General features: G+C 70.4%; 10 protein-coding genes. 8 read left to right on the forward strand and 2 right to left on the reverse strand.

All coding sequences use genetic code 11. The features are described 5' to 3' along the window. Positions 1 to 57: 57 nt before the first annotated feature. The 3 genes from DQ384_RS27940 (at position 58) to DQ384_RS27950 (ending at position 11,330) form a co-directional block, all read left to right on the forward strand. The gene (locus DQ384_RS27940; protein WP_245966828.1) at positions 58 to 1,383 is read left to right on the forward strand and encodes a cation:proton antiporter; all 1,326 of its coding nucleotides are present in this window, start codon (positions 58 to 60) and stop codon (positions 1,381 to 1,383) included. A gap of 255 nt (positions 1,384 to 1,638) precedes the next feature. Next, entirely contained in the window at positions 1,639 to 5,304 is a 3,666-nt protein-coding gene (locus DQ384_RS27945; protein ID WP_114031845.1) for a choice-of-anchor D domain-containing protein, read from the forward strand. A 326-nt stretch (positions 5,305 to 5,630) separates the two neighbouring features. Beyond that, entirely contained in the window at positions 5,631 to 11,330 is a 5,700-nt protein-coding gene (locus DQ384_RS27950) for a ThuA domain-containing protein (protein ID WP_114031846.1), read from the forward strand. Between the two features lie 170 nt (positions 11,331 to 11,500). Here DQ384_RS27950 and DQ384_RS27955 read toward each other — a convergent pair whose 3' ends face one another. Next, positions 11,501 to 12,505 (reverse strand): DMT family transporter, encoded by a 1,005-nt coding sequence (locus tag DQ384_RS27955; RefSeq protein WP_114031847.1) that lies wholly within the window; start codon positions 12,503 to 12,505, stop codon positions 11,501 to 11,503. Positions 12,506 to 12,613: 108 nt separating this feature from the next. On the opposite strand from DQ384_RS27955, the gene DQ384_RS27960 reads away from it, so the two are divergent. Continuing rightward, on the forward strand, positions 12,614 to 13,306 hold the full coding sequence (locus DQ384_RS27960; RefSeq protein ID WP_245966829.1) for a TetR/AcrR family transcriptional regulator: 693 nt from the start codon (positions 12,614 to 12,616) through the stop codon (positions 13,304 to 13,306). Here the strand turns inward: DQ384_RS27960 and DQ384_RS27965 are convergent. Beyond that, positions 13,296 to 15,530 carry a DEAD/DEAH box helicase gene (locus DQ384_RS27965; protein ID WP_114031848.1) on the reverse strand — a complete coding sequence of 745 codons (2,235 nt, stop codon included), beginning with the start codon at positions 15,528 to 15,530 and terminating at the stop codon, positions 13,296 to 13,298. The two genes, DQ384_RS27960 and DQ384_RS27965, sit on opposite strands and share 11 nt — an antisense overlap. Before the next feature lie 310 nt (positions 15,531 to 15,840). Here DQ384_RS27965 and DQ384_RS27970 point away from each other — a divergent pair, with 310 nt between their 5' ends. From DQ384_RS27970 to DQ384_RS27985, 4 genes are read left to right on the forward strand one after another with little or no spacing between them, the layout of a single operon-like run. Continuing rightward, positions 15,841 to 16,956, forward strand: a complete 1,116-nt coding sequence (locus DQ384_RS27970; protein ID WP_114031849.1) for a hypothetical protein — start codon at positions 15,841 to 15,843, stop codon at positions 16,954 to 16,956. 35 nt (positions 16,957 to 16,991) lie between these two features. Continuing rightward, positions 16,992 to 18,158, forward strand: a complete 1,167-nt coding sequence (locus DQ384_RS27975) for a toxic anion resistance protein (protein ID WP_245966830.1) — start codon at positions 16,992 to 16,994, stop codon at positions 18,156 to 18,158. Continuing rightward, positions 18,155 to 19,768 (forward strand): VWA domain-containing protein, encoded by a 1,614-nt coding sequence (locus DQ384_RS27980; RefSeq protein ID WP_114031850.1) that lies wholly within the window; start codon positions 18,155 to 18,157, stop codon positions 19,766 to 19,768. Before DQ384_RS27975 ends, DQ384_RS27980 begins: the two co-directional genes overlap by 4 nt. After that, positions 19,755 to 20,384 (forward strand): hypothetical protein, encoded by a 630-nt coding sequence (locus DQ384_RS27985; protein WP_114031851.1) that lies wholly within the window; start codon positions 19,755 to 19,757, stop codon positions 20,382 to 20,384. Before DQ384_RS27980 ends, DQ384_RS27985 begins: the two co-directional genes overlap by 14 nt. Positions 20,385 to 20,399 lie beyond the last annotated feature (15 nt).

Genomic DNA, 20,399 nt, shown 5'->3' on the forward strand with positions numbered 1-20,399 from the left:
GCGCGTCGCTCAATCTTGAGCAGACCGTCCGCGCCCCGATGGGCGTCAATCGCTGGTGTGCCCGACCTTCATCCCGTCGCGCCGCTGGGCGCCCACGAGCTGCTGCTGTTCCTCCTCCAGGTGGGGCTGCTGCTCCTGCTCGCCACGCTGCTGGGCCGCCTCGCGGCCCGGCTGGGCATGCCCGCGATCGTCGGCGAGCTGTCCGTCGGCGTCCTGCTGGGCCCCTCGCTGCTCGCGCACCTCGCCCCCGGCCTGTCGGAGTGGCTGCTGCCCTCGCGGCCGGCGCAGTTCCACCTGCTGGACGCGACCGCTCAGATAGGCGTGCTGCTCCTGGTGGGGCTGACGGGCGTGCAGCTCGACTTCGGCCTGGTGCGCCGCCGCGGTTCCACGGCGGCGAAGGTCAGCGTCGCCGGGTTCGCCGTCCCGCTGGCGCTCGGCGTCGCGACGGGCTACCTGCTGCCCGCCTCGCTGCTCGGCGAGGGCACCGACCCCACGGTCTTCGCGCTCTTCCTGGGGGTCGCCACGTGCGTCAGCGCGATCCCGGTGATCGCCAAGACGCTGCGGGACATGAACCTGCTCCACCGGGACGTGGGCCAGCTGTGCCTGACCGCCGGGACGGTGGACGACGCGTTCGGCTGGTTCATGCTGTCGATCGTCTCCGCCATGGCCACGACGGGCGTGCGCGCCGGGCAGATCGCCCTGTCCCTGCTCTCGCTCGCCGGGGTCGTCGTCTTCGCGCTCTTCGCCGGCCGGCCGCTGGCCCGCGGCGTCCTGCGGGCCGCCTCGCGCTCCCCCGGGCACGGCCCGGCGATCACCGCGGTCGTGGTCATGGTGCTGCTGTCGGCGGCGGCGACGCAGGCGCTCGGGCTGGAGGCGGTGCTCGGCGCGTTCGTGTGCGGCATCGTCATCGGCCGGTCCGGCCACGCGACCTCGGAGTGGATGGCTCCGCTGCATTCAACGGTGATCGGCGTGCTGGCCCCGCTGTTCTTCGCGACCGCGGGCCTGCGGATGGACCTCACGCTCCTCGCGGACCCGGCCGTCCTCGCCGCCTCGGGCGTGGTGCTGGGCGTGGCGATCGCGGGCAAGTTCGCCGGGGCCTACCTGGGCGCCCGGCTGAGCCGTCTCAGCGGATGGGAGGCGCTCGCCCTCGGCGCCGGGATGAACGCCCGCGGGGTGATCGAGGTCATCGTGGCCATGGTGGGCCTGCGGCTCGGCGTGATCACGACGGAGATGTACACGATCGTGATCGTGGTCGCCATCGTCACGTCCCTGATGGCCCCGCCGATCCTCCGCCTGGCCATGGCCCGGGTCCGGCCCACCAAGGAGGAGCACCTCCGCCGCGCCTTCCAGGACCGCCTGGTCAACGCGGACCAGAAGGTCTGACCGGCGCTCGCGCGTCGCGTCCCCCGCTGCGGCCGAAGGCCGTGACAACGACCGCGCAAACCGTTTTCACCTGCGCGCAACCACTTGCGGAGACTCCCGGTCGAGGAATTCCCGCGACTAAGTCGTTACATTTCACGGAACCGGCGAAATATTGCAGACATCTGTCTGTCATTTTAAGGTATCGGTACCCCCCGGACACCACCGGTCTGTGTACCCGGCCGCCAAGTGTCCGGCTCTTCGCATGAAGGGTCAGCGATGAACAAGCCCGGCAGGCTGAAGGCCTGGACGATCGCCACGGTCGTGGCACTGACAGCGGGAGGAGTGGCCTGGCTCCCGGCCACCCCCGCCTCGGCCGCCACGCGCGCCGACTCCCCGTTCGACTTCCCCGGGCGCGGCGCCACCGTGCCCTTCGCCGAGATCGAAGCCGAAGACGCCGTCACCTCCGGCCAGGTGATCGGCCCCGACCGGATCTACACCCACCTGCCCTCCGAGGCCTCGGGCCGCCGGGCGGTGACGCTCGACGCCGCCGGCGAGTACGTGGAGTTCACGCTCCCCCGGCCGGCCAACGCCATGTCGCTGCGCTACAGCGTGCCGGACAACGGCGCCGGCACCGGGCAGAACACCACCGCCGACCTGCGGGTCAACGGCGCCCACCTGAAGGACCTGCCCCTGACGTCCAAGTACGTCTGGTTCTACGGCGGGTACCCCTTCAACAACACCCCCGGCAACAACCCCCACCACTTCTACGACGAAACGCGGACCATGTTCGGGTCCACGCTGGCCCAGGGCGCCAAGGTCCGCATCCAGTTCACCGGCGGCATCCCGATCACCGTGGACCTGGCCGACTTCGAGGTGGTCCCGAACCCGATCGCCCGGCCCGCCGGGTCGCTGTCGGTCGACGACTACGGCGCCGTCCGCAACGGCGCCACCGACTCCACCGCGGCGTTCCAGGCTGCGGTCAACGCGGGCAAGGCCCAGAACAAGGTGGTCTGGATCCCCGAGGGCACCTACACCCTGTGGGACCACGTCGTCGTGGACGGCGTGACCCTCGCCGGCGCGGGCCCCTGGTACAGCGTGCTCACCGGCCGCCACCCCACCGACCGCAAGCGCGCGGCCGGCGTCTACGGCAAGTACGTCTCCGGGGGCGGCTACACCGGCGAGATCCGGCCCCACGAGGCGGGCGGCCCGAGTCGCAACGTCACGCTGAAGGACTTCGCCATCATCGGCGAGATCGCCGAGCGCGTGGACGAGGACCAGGTCAACGCCATCGGCGGCGCGATGAGCGACTCGGTCGTCGACAACGTGTGGATGCAGCACACGAAGGTCGGGGCGTGGATGGACGGCCCGATGAACAACTTCGTCATCAAGAACAGCCGCATCCTCGACCAGACCGCCGACGGCGTGAACTTCCACACCGGCGTCACGAACTCGCAGGTCACCAACACCTTCGTCCGCAACACCGGGGACGACGGCCTGGCGATGTGGCCCGACCGGGTGGCGAACGTCAACAACTCGTTCGACCACAACACGGTGATCCTGCCGATCCTGGCCAACAACATCGTCACCTACGGCGGCCGGGACATCAAGATCACCGACAACGTGGCCAGCGACACCATCACCAACGGCGGCGGCATCCACATCGCCAACCGGTACCCGGGCGTCAACTCCGGGTCGGGCACGGCGGTCGCCGGCACGCACACCGTCGCGCGCAACACCCTGCTGCGGGCCGGCAACTCCGACTACAACTGGAACTTCGGCGTCGGCGCGATCTGGTTCGACGGGCTCAACGAGCCGATCAACGCGACGATCAACGTCTCCGACACCGACATCCTGGACAGCTCGTACGCGGCCATCCACTTCATCGAGGGCACGACCAGGACCGTCAACTTCACCAACGTGAACGTCGACGGCACCGGCACGTACATGATCCAGGCGCAGGCGGGCGCGACGACGTCGTTCACGGGCGTCCGGGCGAACCACATCGGCGCGGGGGTCTCGATCCACAACTGCGTCGGGACGAGCTTCAGCCCGACGGTCGGCGCGGGCAACACCGGCTGGAGCACGAGCTCCACGGTCTGCACCGGCCAGTGGCCCGCGCCGAACTACATCTACCCGGGCGGCGGCGGCAGCACCGGGGGCCTGTCCGGCACCCCGGGCCTGCTGTCCTTCGCGGCGCGGCAGGTCGGCACGACGAGCCCGGCGCAGACCGTGACCGTCACCAACGGCGGCACCGCGGCGGCCCCGATCAGCGGGGTGAGCGTCACCGGAGACTACGCGCAGACCAGCACCTGCGGCACGTCGCTCGCCGCCGGCGCGTCCTGCACGGTCAACGTCACCTTCCGCCCGACGGCGACGGGCACCCGCACCGGCACGCTCACGGTCGCGAGCAGCGCCCCGGGCGGCCCGGTCACCGTCGACCTCACCGGCGCGGGCACCAACGGTGTGACCCTGAGCGCGTCCCCGGCGAGCCTGTCCTTCGCGGCGCGCGACACCGGCACGACCAGCCCGGCGCAGGCCGTCACCGTCACCAACACCGGCAGCGCGGCGGCGACCCTGAGCGGGGTCACCGTCACCGGAGACTACGCGCAGACCAGCACCTGCGGCGCCTCGCTGGCCGCCGGAGCGTCCTGCACGGTCAACGTCACCTTCACCCCGACCGCCTCGGGCAGCCGTCCCGGGACGCTCAACGTGGCGAGCAACGACGTCAACAGCCCGCTTTCTGTGGGCCTGTCCGGCAGCGGCATCAGCTCGACCACCAACCTGGCGCTCGGCGCGGCCATGACGGCGAGCAGTTCCAACGGCGGCTTCCCGCCGGGCAACGCCAACGACGACAACACCGCGACCTACTGGGAGTCGACCAGCAACGCCTTCCCGCAGTGGCTCCAGGCCGACCTGCGCTCCGCGCAGAACATCGGCTCCATCACGCTGAAGCTGCCGCCGCCCGCCGCGTGGGCCACCAGGACACAGACACTGTCGGTCCAGGGGGGCAACGACGGCACGACGTGGACCACGCTCAAGCCGTCGGCGGCCTACACGTTCGACCCGGCGACGGGCAACACGGTCACGATCCCGCTGACCAGCACCAGCACGCGGTACGTCCGGCTCAACTTCACCGCCAACACCGGCTGGCCCGCGGCGCAGGTCGCCGAGTTCCAGATCTTCCCGGGCGGCGGGTCCCCGCCGCCGGCGGTGTCGCTGTCGGCGTCCCCGGGCAGCCTGTCGTTCGCCTCACGGGCGGTGGGCAGCACCAGCCCGGCGCAGGCCGTCACGGTGACCAACACCGGCACCGGCACGGCGAACCTGGGCGCGATCGCCACCACCGGTGACTTCGCGCAGACCAAGACCTGCGGCGCCACCCTGGCCGCCGGCGCGTCCTGCACGGTCAGCGTCACCTTCACCCCGACCGCGACGGGCGCCCGCACGGGCACGCTGAGCATCGCCAGCAACGCGCCCGGCAGCCCGCTGACCGTGGCGCTCAGCGGCACCGGCGGCACCGTCCCGGTCACCAACCTCGCCCAGGGCCGGCCGACCACCGAGACCAGCCACGTGCAGACGTACGGCTCGGGCAACACGGTGGACGGCAACGCCGACACCTACTGGGAGTCGGCCAACAACGCCTTCCCGCAGTCGGTCACCGTCGACCTCGGGTCCGCCGTCAGCGTCGGCCGCGTCGTCCTCAAGCTGCCCCCGGCGGCCGCCTGGGCCACGCGCACCCAGACGATCACCGTCCTCGGCAGTACCGACGGGACGAACTTCACCAACGTCGTCAACTCGGCGACGTACACCTTCAACCCCGCGACCGGGAACACCGCGACGATCACCTTCCCGGCCACAACCCGGCGCCACCTGCGCCTGACCTTCACCGCCAACAGCGGCTGGCCCGCCGGCCAGCTCTCGGAATTCGAGGTTTACAGCTCCTGACCGCTCCAGGGCTCCGGAGGAGGCGTGGGTCGCCTCCTCCGGAGCTCTGTCATGTCGTGATCGTTTTGTGTCTATACATCCCTGTCTCGAACGTGTTAAAACCCGATTAATTAATCTCCTAGACATAAAAAATCTAGACCTGGCACGTTCCCATCCGACACCTAGACACCCGACAGCACGACGGAGGCGGTGGCACCCCTCCGGCCCCGCATCACCCCCCGGCAACAGCGCGGCGGCGCGCGCCTTGCCTGACTGGACCATGAGGTCAGGAACGACATGCAGATGCATATCGGAATTCACCTGCGCAGAGGCATGCGAGGTGTGGCATGAAACGAGTGCTCACCTCCCTGGTTCTGCTCCTCTCCACGCTCGTCATCCCTTCACAGCTCCTGCTCCCCTCCCCGGCGTCGGCCACGGCCAGCACGGCCGCCGCCGAACCGCCGTTCTCCGCGCTGGTCTTCTCCAAGACCGCCGGGTTCCGGCACGACTCCATCCCGGCGGGCATCGCCGCGATCAAGAAGCTCGGCCAGGACCACGGGTTCACGGTGGACGCCACCGAGGACTCCGCCGCCTTCACCGAGCAGAACCTGGCCAAGTACCAGGTGGTGGTGTTCCTGTCCACCACGGGCGACGTCCTGGACGCCGCCCAGCAGACCGCCTTCGAGCACTACATCGAGGGCGGCGGCGGCTACGCCGGCATCCACGCGGCCTCTGACACCGAGTACGACTGGGCCTGGTACGGCAAGCTGGTCGGCGCGTACTTCAAGCAGCACCCCGCGCCCCAGCAGGCCGTCGTCAAGGTCGAGGACCCCGCGCACCCCTCCACCACCGGCCTTCCCTCGCGCTGGTCCCGCTTCGACGAGTGGTACGACTTCCGCGCCAACCCGCGTGGCAACGTTCACGTCCTGACCTCCCTGGACGAGAAGAGCTACAGCGGCGGCACGATGGGCGTCGACCACCCCAACAGCTGGTGCCAGAACTACGATGGCGGCCGCTCCTGGTACACCGCGCTGGGCCACACCAACGAGTCCTACGCCGAGCCGAACTTCCTGAAGATGCTGCTCGGCGGCCTGCAGACCGCCGCCGGCGTCGTGCCGGCCGACTGCTCGGCCAGCCTGGACACGGCGTTCGCCAAGGTCACCCTTGACGACAACACGTCCAACCCGATGATGCTGGACATCGCCCCCGACGGCACCGTCTTCTACATCGACCGGCTCGGCGACGTGAAGGCCGTCAAGCCGGCGGGCGGCGTGGTGACCTCCGGACACCTCAACGTCTTCACCGCCAACGAGAGCGGCCTGCTCGGCCTGGCGCTGGACCCGGGCTTCGCGACCAACCGCTGGGCGTACCTGTACTACTCCCCGCAGTCGAAGGTCGTGGACCGGCTGTCGCGCTTCACGATCCGCGAGGACCTGACGCTCGACCTCACCAGCGAGAAGGTCGTGCTGGAGGTGCCCGTCCAGCGGGCGGAGTGCTGCCACCACGGCGGCGGCATGGTGTTCGACAAGGCGACCGGCGACCTGTGGCTGGCCAACGGCGACAACACCAACCCGTTCGCCTCCGACGGCTACACGCCGATCGACGAGCGCGCGGGCCGGTCGGCGTGGGACGCCCAGGGCACCTCGGCCAACTCCAACGACCTGCGCGGCAAGGTGCTGCGCATCCACCCCGAGCCGGACGGCACCTACACCGTCCCCGCGGGCAACATGTTCCCGCCGGGCACGCCGAAGACCCGCCCGGAGATCTACGGGATGGGCTTCCGCAACCCGTTCAGGATCGGCATCGACCCGAAGACGCACAAGCTCCTGGTCGCCAACTACGGCCCGGACGCGGGACAGCCGAGCGCGACGCGCGGCCCGGAGAACACCGTCGAGTGGGACATCCTCAACAGCCCGGGGTTCTACGGCTGGCCGTACTGCGTCGGCAACAACAAGGCCTACATCGACTTCGACTTCGCCACGAACACCTCCAAGCAGGCGTTCGACTGCGCGGCGCCGAAGAACGATTCGCCCAACAACACCGGCCTCAACGACCTGCCCAAGGCGCTGCCGGCCACCGTCTACTACCACTACGCCGCCGACCCCGCCTTCCCCGAACTGGGTGGCGGCGGCGCGCCCATGGCCGGACCGGCCTACCGGTTCGACCCGGCGCTGAAGTCGGACAACAAGTGGCCCGCCTACTGGGACGGCAAGGCCGTCTTCGGTGAGTGGAACCAGAACAACCTGTACTCCTTCCAGCTCAGCGAGGACGGCTCGCAGCTCGTCGACATCAACACGATGCTCGGCAAGATGAGCTTCAAGAAGCCGATGGACATGAAGTTCGGCCCCGACGGCGCGCTCTACCTCATCGAGTGGGGCTCGGGCTTCGGCGGCGACAACACCGACTCCGGCGTCTACCGGATCGACTACGTCCAGGGCAGCCGGTCGCCGGTCGCCCAGGCCAAGGCCGACAAGACCTCCGGCCCGGCGCCGCTGACCGTGAAGTTCTCCAGCGCGGGCTCGGCCGACCCCGACGGGCAGGCGATCACCTTCGCCTGGGACTTCGACGGCGACGGCCAGACCGACTCCACCGACGCCAACCCGACCTTCACCTACAACACGGCCGGCAACTTCACCGCCGTGCTGACCGTGAAGGACGAGGACGGCAAGACGGCCACCGCCAACGTGCCGATCGTGGTCGGCAACACGGCGCCGACGGTCAAGATCAACCTTCCGCCGGACGGCGGCCTGTTCGAGTTCGGCGACCAGGTGAAGTTCACCGTCACGGTCACCGACCCCGAGGACGGCACGGTGGACTGCGCGGCCGTGAAGATCCAGGCCATCCTGGGCCACGACACGCACGGCCACCCGCTCGACCAGTACACCGGCTGCTCGGGCGTCGTCCAGACGACCCTGTCCGGCGGGCACAGCGAGGGCGACAACGTCTTCTACGTGCTGGAGGCGTCCTACACCGACAAGGGCGGCGCCGGTTCCTCGAACCCGCTGACCGGCCGGGCGCAGGCGCTGCTGCAGCCCAAGCACAAGCAGGCCGAGTTCTTCACCACGACCGGCCGCGCGCCGGGCGGCATCGGCACCGGCGACCCCGGCGTCAAGGTGGAGACCACCTCCGACACGCAGGGCGGCTTCAACAACATCGGCTTCATCGAGGACGGCGACTACTGGAGCCACGACCCGGTGAACCTGTCGGGGATCGAGAAGCTGAGCTTCCGCGCGTCCTCCGGCTCCACCGGCGGCACGATCGAGATCCGCGCGGGCGCCGTGGACGGCACCCTGGTCGGCAAGGCCGACGTCGCCAACACCGGCGGCTGGCAGACCTTCCAGGACTTCCCGGTCACGCTGACCAACCCGCCGACCACCAGCGGCCCGCTGTACTTCGTCGTCCGCAATCTGGCGGGCGGCACCAACACCGGCGGCCTGCTGAACGTCAACTGGACCGACTTCGTCGGCAAGGGCGTCACCGACAACCAGCGGCCGGCGGTCACCCTCACGGCGACCCCCGACAGGGGCCCGGCTCCGCTGACGGTCAGCCTGCACGCCGAGGCCAGTGACCCCGACGGGAACACCCCGCTGACCTACAAGTGGAACCTCGGCGTGGCCGGCGCGCCGGCGCCCACGACCCCGGACGCCCGCTACACCTACCAGACGCCCGGGACGTACGACGCGTCGGTCACCGTGACGGACGCCAAGGGCGCCGCCCGCACCGAGCACATCCCGATCATCGTGGACACCCCGGGGACGACCTGCCTGACCGGCAAGTCGGACGGCTTCGACGGCGTCGCGCTCGACCGCTCGCGGTGGAGCGTGCTGCGGGAGAACCAGGACCTGCGGGTGGCCGGCGGGGCGCTGCACATCCCCACCTCGCTCACCGAGATCTACGGCACCAACAACAGCAACCCGGTGCCCAACCTGGTGCTGCAGCCCATGCCCAGCGGGGCGTGGCAGGCCACGACCAAGGTGACGATCGACGCCAGGGACGCCTACCAGCAGGCGGGCCTGATCCTGTACGGCGACGATGACAACTACGCCAAGATGGTCATCTCCGCGCGTACCGCCAATAACCCGGCCAACCGCGTCTTCCAGTTCGTCCGGGAGGAAGCGGGCCAGCCGAACGAGGTGGCCGCGTCCAACACCGCCAACCTCGGCGCGGACTACCCGACCACCGTCTACATCCGGCTGGCCAGCAACGGCACCACCCTCACGGCGGCCTACTCGCCCGACGGGGTGACCTGGACGACGATGCCGCAGACCGACAAGGCGATCGCCGGCATCACCAACCCGCGCATCGGCCTCACGTCGTTCGCCAGCACCGGCAACAGGCCGGTCGTCGACGCCGCCTTCGACTGGTTCCAGCTCCTGCCGGACGCCACCGCGGGCCCGTCCACGCCGGACGACGAGTTCACCGGCGACTCGCTGGACGCGTGCCGCTGGAACACCGTCATCCGCCCGGACGCCTCGGCGACCCGGGTGACCGGTGGCAACCTGGAGATCGACACGAGCAAGGGTGACATCTACGGCACCGACAACTCGGGGCCGAAGAACTTCATCCTCCAGACCCCGCCCTCCGGGGACTGGTCCGTGGAGACCAAGGTCGACGCGTCGGCCTTCAACGAGGCCTACCAGCAGGCCGGGTTGATCGCCTACACCGGCGACGGCGACTACGTGAAGCTCGACTACCTCACCGACGGCCCGACGTCGCGCAGGATCGAGCTGCGCAGCGAGATCGGCGACTCGGTGCAGAACCCGCAGCCGCAGCTCGGCGACCTCACCCAGGGCGTGTGGTGGCTGCGACTGACCAAGACCGGCACGACGTACCGCGGTTTCGCCTCCTCCAACGGCACCACCTGGACGGAGATCGGCACCGGGGTGGCCAACACGGCGATCGGCAACGCCAAGGTGGGCCTGTTCTCCTTCGGGGTGAACGCGGCCGCGTCCAAGACGGCGAAGTTCGACTTCTTCCACGCCTCGTGGGGGCGGCCGGCCGACACCACGCCGCCGACGGTCTCGGCGACCACCACCCCGGCCAAGCCCGACGGCGGAAACGGCTGGTTCGTCTCCCCCGTCACGGTCGCGGTGACCGCGTCCGACAGCGGCTCGGGCCTGGCCTCCACCGAGTTCAGCGTGGACGGGGGCCCGTGGGCGCCCTACACCGACCCGGTGACGGTCGCGTCCGACGGCGTCCACACCGTCGCCTACCGTGCCGCCGACAAGGCGGGCAACACCGCCGACGGCACGATCGAGGTGAAGAAGGACACCACGGCGCCGCTGACCACGGCGCAGTTCGCCCCGGGCAACGACGACGGCTGGCACGGATCCACCGTGCCGGTGACGCTGACCGCGTCCGACGGCGCCTCGGGTCTCGCCGGCGTCGAGTACTCGCTCGACGGCGGCGCGTGGAAGTCGTACACCGAGCCGGTGAACATCACCGGCGACGGCAGCCACGAGCTGCGCTACCGGGCCAAGGACAAGGCCGGGAACGTCGAGACCGAGAAGGCCGCGGCGGTCAAGATCGACGGCACCAAGCCGACGGTCCTGGTGTCCGGCATCTCCGACTCCGTGATCTACGGGGACAGCCAGGACCTGCGCATCACCTGGCAGGCCGTGGACAGCACCTCCGGGGTCAAGACGGTCACCGGCACGCTGGACGCCGCTCCATACGCCTCGGGCCGGCTGCAGGCGCTGTACGAGCTCAAGCTCGGCACGCACGCGCTGGCGGTCACCGCGACCGACAACGCGGGCAACGTCACCAAGGAGCAGGTGACCTTCGGGATCACCACCTCGACGCGGGACATCGGCCTGCTGATCGACCGCTTCGTGGCGACGAGCCGGCTCAGCCAGAAGAACGGCAACACGCTCCAGTCCGAGCTCACCAAGGTCAAGAAGACCGAGGCGAAGGGCAACGACGGCAAGACCGTCAAGGAGCTGCAGAAGTTCAGGACCCTGGTCAACGACGGCAAGACCGTCCCCGACCAGGAAATCCGCACCGTCCTCACCCGCGACATCGACGCCGTGATCGCACGGCTCTCGTGATCGCCTGAGGACCTGACAAGGTAACCACTCCCAACGGAACGCGGACCCTCCTCCCCGGGTCCGCGTTCCGCCTTTTCCGGGAGGTTCACACCGCGGACGTGCCCCTCACGTGGGCCATGGCGGCGAGGTCGGCGGCCCTGGTGGGCTCGGCGGTGTCGTGAGCGGGTGTCTCAGGTGAGCTGGACAAGCACCGACCCGGCGATGAGCAGCGCCAGGCCTCCGAGGCGCGGCGCGGTGAGCGGGCGCTTGGGCAGGCGGAACAGGCCGGAGTTGTCGATGGCCGCCGACGCCACCTGCTGACCGGTCACGGTGAGCGCGACGGTCGTGGCGGCGCCGATCTCGGGGATCAGCATGAAGGTCGCGGTCACGTACGCGGCGGCGCAGGCGCCTCCGAGCCAGCCCCACCACGGCATGGCGCCGAGCGGCTGGAACTTCGGCTGCGGGGTACGGCGGAAGGCGAGCAGGAGCAGCAGGACCACGACGATGGTCAGGGTGGCGACGATGAAGCTGATCGTGGCCACGGTCACCGGCGCCTGCAGGTCCTTGCGCAGCTGGGCGTTGACCGCGCCCTGGATCGGCAGCACCGCGCCGGCGACGAGGCCGAGCAGGATCCAGCCGCCCTGGAAGGCGCCGGACTGCTTGGCGGCGACGGCGGGCGCGGTGGCCGTCGCGACGGAGCCTCCGCCGGATCCCGTGGCGGGCGGCGGGGGCGGCACGGCCGGTTGGGCGGCGCGCTGGCTGCGGATGATGACCGTGATGCCGACCAGGACGGCGACGGCGCCGAGCACGATGCCGAGGCTGATCGGCTTCTTGGCCAGGCCGAGCAGGCCGAGCAGGTCCAGCCCGAGGGAGGCGAACATCTGGCCGGTGACGAACAGCCCGACCGCGGCCAGCGCGCCGAGCCGGGGGAAGAGCAGGATTCCGCTGGTGATGTACAGCGGGCTGGCGAGCCCGCCGAGCAGGTGCCAGAACGGCACGTCGGGCACCAGGCGGATCGCGCCGATCGTCCCCACGGCGACGGCCAGGACCGCCAGGAGCACCGTGGCGACGCTCAGCTGCACTGAGGAGGCGCCGTACGGCGTGCCGACGGCCTTGTTGAGCTGAAGGTTCACCGACGTCTGCACTGCCAGTAAACAGCCGATCAGCAGCGCCGACGCGAGGAGGAGGGCATGCATGAGAGGTCCCAACGACAGATGTGGACAGTCCGTCCGTTTTAGCGAGCTCAGAGTACGTCAGAACTGGACGACATGTCCACATAACGTTGTGGGGCCTACGATGGACCCATGAGCGACAGGCTTACCGGCGCCGACGAGACCCCGGTGAACAGCCAGATCCCGACACATCCGGCCATGTTGGTCGGCATTTCGAGCCGCGACCTTCCCCTGCTCCAGCCCACGGCCACCGAGGAGACCCGGCAGCCGGTGCGCGAGCGCTCCGACGCCGCGCGCAACCGGGCCCGCGTCCTCGCCGCGGCCGAACGCCTGTTCGCCACGATGGACGCCCGGCAGGTCACCATGGAGGAGATCGCGCGCGCCGCAGGCGTGGGCCGGGCCACCTTGTACCGCCGCTACCCCGACCCCGCGTCCATCGCCATCGCCCTGCTCGACGAGCACGAACGCCGCCTCCAGGAGCACATCCTGCGCGGCGACCCGCCCCTCGGCCCCGGCGCCTCACCCACCGAGCGCCTCGCCGCCTTCTACGAGGCGTCGGTCGACCTGCTGGAGGGCCACCTCCACCTGGCCCTCGGCGCCGAGGTCGGCAAGGCCAGGTTCGCCACCGGCGCCTACGGCTTCTGGCGCGCGCACGTGCGCGTGCTCCTGGTCCAGGCGGGTGTCCCCGACCCCGACGCCGCGGCGGACGCCGTCCTCTCCCCCCTGGCGCCCGAGCTTTACTCCTTCCAGCGCCACACCCTCGGCCTGCCGAAGGAGCGCATCACCGAGTCCCTGGTCTGGCTGGCCCGCCGCCTCACCGACTGACGTCTTCTCCCAGGCGCCGCTGCTCGGCCTCGACGATCGCGCGGGCCAGGGACTGCTCGGAGACGTCGATCGCCTCCGCCGTGGTCTCGGCCAGCTCGCTGCGGCGGGCGTAGGCGTCGAAGATCTCGGTCTTGGCGTCCAGCAGTTCCAGCATGCGCTCGTCCACGCTGTTCACCAACAGCAGCCGGTGCACCTGCACCGTGCGGACCTGGCCCATTCGGTGGGCGCGGGCGACGGCCTGGGTCTCCATGGTCGGCTTGACCTGCGGTTCGCAGATGATCACCACCGACGCGGCCTGAAGGTTCAGGCCGACGCCCCCGGCCTCGATCTGGGCGAGCAGCACCGCGTGGCCCGGCGCGGACGTGAACGCGTCCACCGTCCGCTGGCGGCGGGCCGCGGTCACATCGCCGGTGATCGGCCCATGGACCTCCGGCCCGAGGACGTCGCCGACCGCGGTCAGGACGTTCCGGAAGTACGAGAAGACGACGACCTTGAGACCGTTGCCCGCGGCCTCCTTCACGATCTCCGTCAGCCGGTTGAGTTTGGCCGACTGGCTCGGCACCGCGTACGCCGCGCGCCGCATCGCCATGAAGTTCCCGGCGGCCACCGCCTGCCGGTAGGCCGTGAGGTCCGCTCTGCCGAGCTCCTCCCATTCGTCCACGTGGACCACCTCGGGGAGCTCGTCCAGCACGTCCGCCTGGTTGCGGCGCAGGTAGACCGGCGCGACCGCCTTGCGGAACGCGGCGGCCCCCGCCACGCCGTCGTGGACGCGGATCGCGGGGAGCAGGTCGGGCCGCAGGTGGCCCACGAGGGCGCGGAACTCCCCGGCGCGGTTCTCCATCGGCGTGCCGGACAGGAACAGGACGCGCTCGACGCGCTCGCACCAGCGGGCCACCGCCTGGGTCCGCTTGGCGGCCGGGTTCTTGACGTAGTGCGCCTCGTCCACCACGAGCATGCCCACCGCGAGCTCGCCGGGGACCGCGAGGTGGCCGAGCATGGCGAAGGTGGTCACCGCGACGCCGCCCTCACGGATCCACCGCGCCGTCGCGGCGGCGCGGTCGCGCCCGTGCAGAGGGTAGGCGTGCAGCGTGCTGCGGCGTTCCACCTCCCTCAGCCAGTTGATCAGGACGCTGGCCGGGCACGCGACCAGGAAGTGCGTGGCCCCCTCGGCCCTGAGGTGCGCCATGGCGGCGATGGCCGTGATCGTCTTGCCCAGGCCCATCTCGTCGCCGACGATCACCCTGCGCTGGACCAGCGCGAACCGCGCCCCGAAGGACTGGTAGCCCCGCAGTGACACCCGCCGGTGGGTGTCGTCCAGTTCCTGCGCCCGGACCCGCGACGCGAGGTCGTCGGGCAGGAACCCCTCGGCGGCGTGCCGGTCGGGGCCGGTGCCCGCGATCTCGGCGAGCAGGCCGTGGTAGGTCGCCGACTGCAGCTCGTAGTCGCTCCACGCCTCGATGTCGCTCGCCACGGGACGCAGCAGGTCCACCGACGCCTGCGCCATGAGCAGCGAGGCGCCCGCCACCCCCGCAGCGCCCACCGAGCCCACCGCACCCGCCTGGCCCACCGCGCCCGCCTGGTTCGCCTCGGCGAGGAGCCGTTCCAGCTCGTGGACGGCCTGCCGGGCGCGGGCGCGGCCCTTCGCGCCCGCCAGCAGCATCCGCAGGCCGCTCCCGGCCGGACCCGCCGCCGACAGCGCCGGCGCGAGCCGTTTCTCGGCGTCGCCCGCCAGGCCGAGCGCGCGCGGCAGGTCGGGCCCCGCGTTCACGAGCCGCTTCAGCGCCTTCAGCAGGTCGGTGGCGGCGGCGTCCTTGCGTCCTACGTCGATCCGGACGGCGACCGCTTCGGCGACGGCGCGCTCGATCTGCTGGGCGGCCGCGTGGATCTGCCGCGCCGACCGCGCGCCGATGCCGGGCAGGAGCTGCAACGCGTACGGCGTCGTCTCCAGGACGTCCAGCACCGTGGTGTACCCGGCCTCTTCGACGGCCCCCAGCCGCAGGCGCCCCTCCGTCACGTCCTTGACGCGCGCGACCGGGATCGCCGCCAGCTCCCGTCGCGCGGCCTCACCACGGACGACCGTGAGCGCCCGCTCGACGTCCGCCCGAGCGCGCCCGTGGTCGGCGAGCAGGGTGCGCGCGGTCTCGCGAAGCCTGCGCGCCTTCAGGAGGACGGCCCGCGCCTCCCGGGCGCTCGGATGCCCGTCCTCGCGCCCGATGCCGTTCACGTTCCGCCTTCCCCGCGGCCTCGAACGCGCGTGGCGCCGTCACCCGGACACCGGAGTCACATCCGCGGAATGCCGGAATTCTAGCCAGCCGTCAAGCGGCTCCTCCCCGCTCTCGCGGAACAGGCTTCCCACCGGCGTGGCCAAAGCGGCGCGACCTCGCCGACCGCTTCGGCTTATGGCGTGACAGTGAACGGAAGCTGAATTGTGCACGCGTCGTCGATGCCTCGGCCCGCCTTGTCGTGATAGCTCACATAATTCGGTGGGGAACGCCGGTTCACGGCGAATACGGGGCGAGCTTTCGAGGAATCAGATGAAGCGTTGGATCGGCGTCGGGCTGGCGCTGCTCCTCGGCGCCGCCGTGGTGGCGGCGATCGTGGTGGGCAACCGTGGCGGCGGCACGGAGACGCGGGAGCCCACCGTGGTGCGGGGCGTGATCGGATCGGAGAAGAAGCCCTTCTTCGACGATCAGCGGGTGCGGGCGGTCTTCACCCGGCACGGCCTCCGGGTGGAGGTCGACACCGCCGGCTCGCGCCAGATCGTGGACTCGGTCGATCTGAAGAAGTACGGCTTCGCGTTCCCCTCCAGCGCACCGGCCGCGGAGAAGATCAAGCGTGACCAGGGCGCCACCCGCACGTTCGCGCCGTTCTCCTCCCCCATGGCGATCGCCACCTTCGAGCCGATCGTGGGCGTGCTCACCAAGGCGGGCGTCGTGCGGGACTCCGGCCAGGGCTATCAGGTGCTCGACGTCCGGAAATATCTGGATCTGGTCGGGAAAGGCACCCGGTGGGACAAGCTCCCCGGCAACACCGCCTATCCGGCGCGCAAGCGGGTCCTGCTCACCACCACCGACATCCGCGCCTCGAACTCCGCGGCGATGTACCTCGCGATCGCCGGCTACGTGGCCAACGGCGACGACGTGGTCACCTCGAACGCGCAGGTCTCCAAGGTGGCGGAAACCGTCGCTCCCCTCTTTCTCGACCAGGGCTACTCGGAGACCTCCACCGAGGCGCCGTTCGAGGACTACCTGTCCCTCGGAATCGGCAAGACGCCCATGGTCATGGTCTACGAGGCGCAGTACGCCTCGCGCCTGTTCGCCGGCGACGGCTCGATCCGCCCGGACATGCGACTGCTCTATCCCTCGCCCACGGTCCTCAGCAAGCACACCCTCGTGCCGTTCAGCGCGCAGGGCACCGAGGTCGGCCGTCTGCTGGAGGAGGATCCGGAACTCGGACGCCTGGCCGCCCTGTACGGCTTCCGCACCGCACACGCCAGGGCGTTCGACGACCTGGTGGCGAAGGCCAAGGCCCCCTTGCCGACCGACCTCATCGACGTGGTCGAACCGCCCGACCACGATCGGCTGGAGGGCATGATCACCGTGATCGAGCGACTCTACCGGTCGGGCGCGGCGCCCTCCCCCACGCCCTGACCTCGCATTCGCCCGCTTGGAAGAGAGAGAACACCGTGAGCGACCTCGTGCTCAGCCCGCCGGAACCCGTGGCCAAGGTGCCCACGGAGAAGGCGGCCACCATGCTGCCCGTCGAAGAGGGACGAAGCGCCGAACTCGCCGAGAAGGCCAGGGGCTTCGCCGAGGAACTCGGCGGCCTGGACCCGCGGTCGCCGCAGTTCACCCGCAAGGTGCACGACATCACCTCGATGGGAGACACGGAGATCCGGGCGTCCTCCCAGGTCGCCAACCGCATGCTCAAGCGTCCGGTGGCCGCGCTGGCGTCTGCCAAGGGCGAGGGCAAGGACGCCCAGGTGGCGGTGGCGGGGCAGCTTGTCGCGCTGCGCCGGACGATCGTCGACCTCGACCCCAAGCAGGCGTCCAACCCTGGCAGGAAGCTGCTGGGACTGATCCCGTTCGGCGACAAGCTGCGCGACTATTTCGCGAAGTACCAGTCGGCGCAGAAGCACATCGACGACATCATCCGGGCCCTGAAGTCCGGGCAGGACGAGCTGCTCAAGGACAATGCGGCCATCGAGGGCGAGAAGGCCAACCTGTGGGAGTCGATGCAGCGCCTGCAGGAGTACGCCCTGCTCGCCGCCGCCCTCGACTCCGCTGTCGAAGAGAAGATCATGCAGGTCGAGACGGCCGACCCCGAGAAGGCCACCGCCCTGCGCTCGGACGCGTTGTTCGGCATCCGGCAGAAGCACCAGGACCTGCTGACGCAGCTCGCGGTGTCCGCCCAGGGGTACCTCGCGCTGGACCTGATCCGCAAGAACAACCTCGAACTGATCAAGGGCGTGGACCGGGCGACCACGACGACGATCGCCGCGCTGCGCACGGCCGTGACCGTGGCTCAGGCGCTGGCGAACCAGAAGCTCGTGCTCGACCAGATCACGGCACTCAACGCCACGACCTCGGACCTGATCGTGGCGACCAGCGAGATGCTGCGCACGCAGGCGGCCGACATCCAGACCCAGGCGGCCTCGACCACGGTGAACATGGACGCGCTGCGCAAGGCGTTCGACAACATTTACACCACCATGGACATGATCGACACCTTCAAGGCACAGGCCGTGCAGAACATGGCGATCACCGTGGACAACCTGACCGTCGAACTCGACCACGCGCGCACGTACCTGGATCGCTCCCAGCGCGGCGGCGAACAGGCGCTCCCCCGATGAGACGGCGAGCGCCGGCCGTACGAGCGGGCATACCGCCGGTCGCGCGGGTCCTCGGCGTGCTGACCCTGCTGGTGGCGTCGGCCGCGTGCGGAGGGGCGGACACCCCCGCTCCCGTGGACGGCCCCGAGGTGCTCCGCGTCCTCGCCGGAAGCGAGGTCAAGGACCTCGAACCGCTGCTGAAGCGAGCGCAGGACGCCGTCGGCGTGCGGGTCACGCTGTCGTACGCCGGGACGCTCGACGGGGCGGACCAGGTGGCGAGGGGCGGCGCCGACGGCAGGTACGACGCGACGTGGTTCTCCTCCAACCGGTACCTGTCGCTGATCGACGGGGCGACCGCGCGTCTGTCGACCCAGACGAAGGTCATGGTCTCGCCGGTGTTGCTCGGGCTGAAGGCGTCCAAGGCCCGCGAACTCGGCTGGGACGGCAGGCCGGTCACCTGGAACGACATCGCCGCCGCCGCACGGGCCCGCAAGTTCACCTTCGGCATGACCAGCCCCGCGGCATCCAACTCCGGTTTCTCGGCGCTGGTCGGTGTGACCGCCGCCCTCTCCGATGCCGGGGAGGCCGTGGACAAGGCCCAGATCGACGCGGCGACGCCCAAGCTGAAGGAGTTCTTCTCGGCGCAGACGCTCACCGCCGGCTCCTCCGGATGGCTCGCGGACGCGTACGCCAAGCAGGGCGCCGTGGACGGGCTCGTGAACTACGAGTCCGTGCTGCTGGGCCTCAACGCCTCCGGCAGGCTCAAGGAACCGCTCACTCTCGTCTACCCCACCGACGGGGTCGTGACGGCCGACTACCCGCTCACCCTCCTGAGCTCCGCGACGCCGGACAAGAAGGAGCTCTACGGCAAGCTGGCGGCGTGGCTGCGCAGGCCGGAGATCCAGCGGGAGATCATGACCACGACGTTCCGGCGGCCGATCGTCCCCGAGGTCAGGCCGGACCGGCGTTTCGGATCCGCGTCGCTGGTGGAACTGCCGTTCCCGAACCGGCGGAGCGCCGCCGACGAGCTGATCGGCGTGTACCTCAACCAGGTGCGCAGGCCGTCGCGGACGCTGTTCGTCCTGGACACCTCCGGATCGATGAAGGGCGACCGGATCGACGCGCTCAAGCAGGCGCTGACCGCCCTGTCCGGCGCCGACACCACCGTGAGCGGGACCTTCTCGCGCTTCCGGAACCGCGAAACGGTCACGATGATCCCCTTCAACACGGCCCCCGGCACGCCGCAGAGCTTCACGCTGCCCGAACGCGACCCCGAGCCGACACTGCGGCAGATCCGCGCGTACGGCGAGGCGCTGCGGGCCGGCGGCGGCACGGCGATCTTCGACAGCCTGCGGGCCGCCTACGCGCGCGCCGAGTCGTCGGCGGCTTCGGGGGACTTCACCTCGATCGTGCTGATGACGGACGGCGACAACACCGACGGCGGCTCCTACGACGACTTCGCCTCCTACTACGGTTCGCTGCCGGTGAAGTTCCCGGCGTTCGTCGTGCTCTTCGGCGACAGCGACGTCAACGAGATGAAGCGGGTCGCCCAGCTCACCGGGGGTGCCACCTTCGACGCGCGGTCGGGATCGCTGGCCGCGGCCTTCAAGGAGATCCGTGGCTACCAGTAGTCCGGGCAGGAGGATCCTCGCCTACGCCGGGTCGACGAAGAACATCGCCGGGTGCGCCCTGGCGCTGGCCGGAGTGGTCCTGGTCTTCTTCGGCGTCGCCGGCGCGTTCTGGCCCGTCGTGGTCGCCGGACTGTACGGCGTCGGGGCGCTGCTGGCCCCGGCGGACCGGGTGAGGCTCACGATCTCGCACGCGGAGGTGGAGAGCCGGCGACTCCTCGCCGACCTGGAGACGCTGCTGGCCAAGGTCGGCGGGAACCGGTTCCCCGATGACGTGATGGCCAGGGTCGGCGCGCTGGCCGAGGTGCTGCGCGACATCCTGCGCCGGGCGGACGCGCTCACCTCCTCACCCGACCATCTGCACATCGTGTCGCAGACGATCAGGGACTACCTGCCGTCCAGCCTGGAGGCCTACGCGAACCTGCCCCGCTCGTACGCGCTGACGCGGCGCGGCGAGCGGCAGCGCAGCGCCCACGAGGAGCTGCTCGCCCAGCTCGGCCTGCTGGACACCCAGCTCCGCAAGGTGGCCGATTCGGTGTACCGGGGCGACGAGCAGGCCCTGCGCGACCAGGGGAGGTTCCTCCAGGACCGGTTCGGCGGCTCCGGCCTCGATCTCTGACCGCCCGGAAGCCGC

This window comes from Sphaerisporangium album, assembly GCF_003323745.1.
Lineage (GTDB): Bacteria > Actinomycetota > Actinomycetes > Streptosporangiales > Streptosporangiaceae > Sphaerisporangium > Sphaerisporangium album.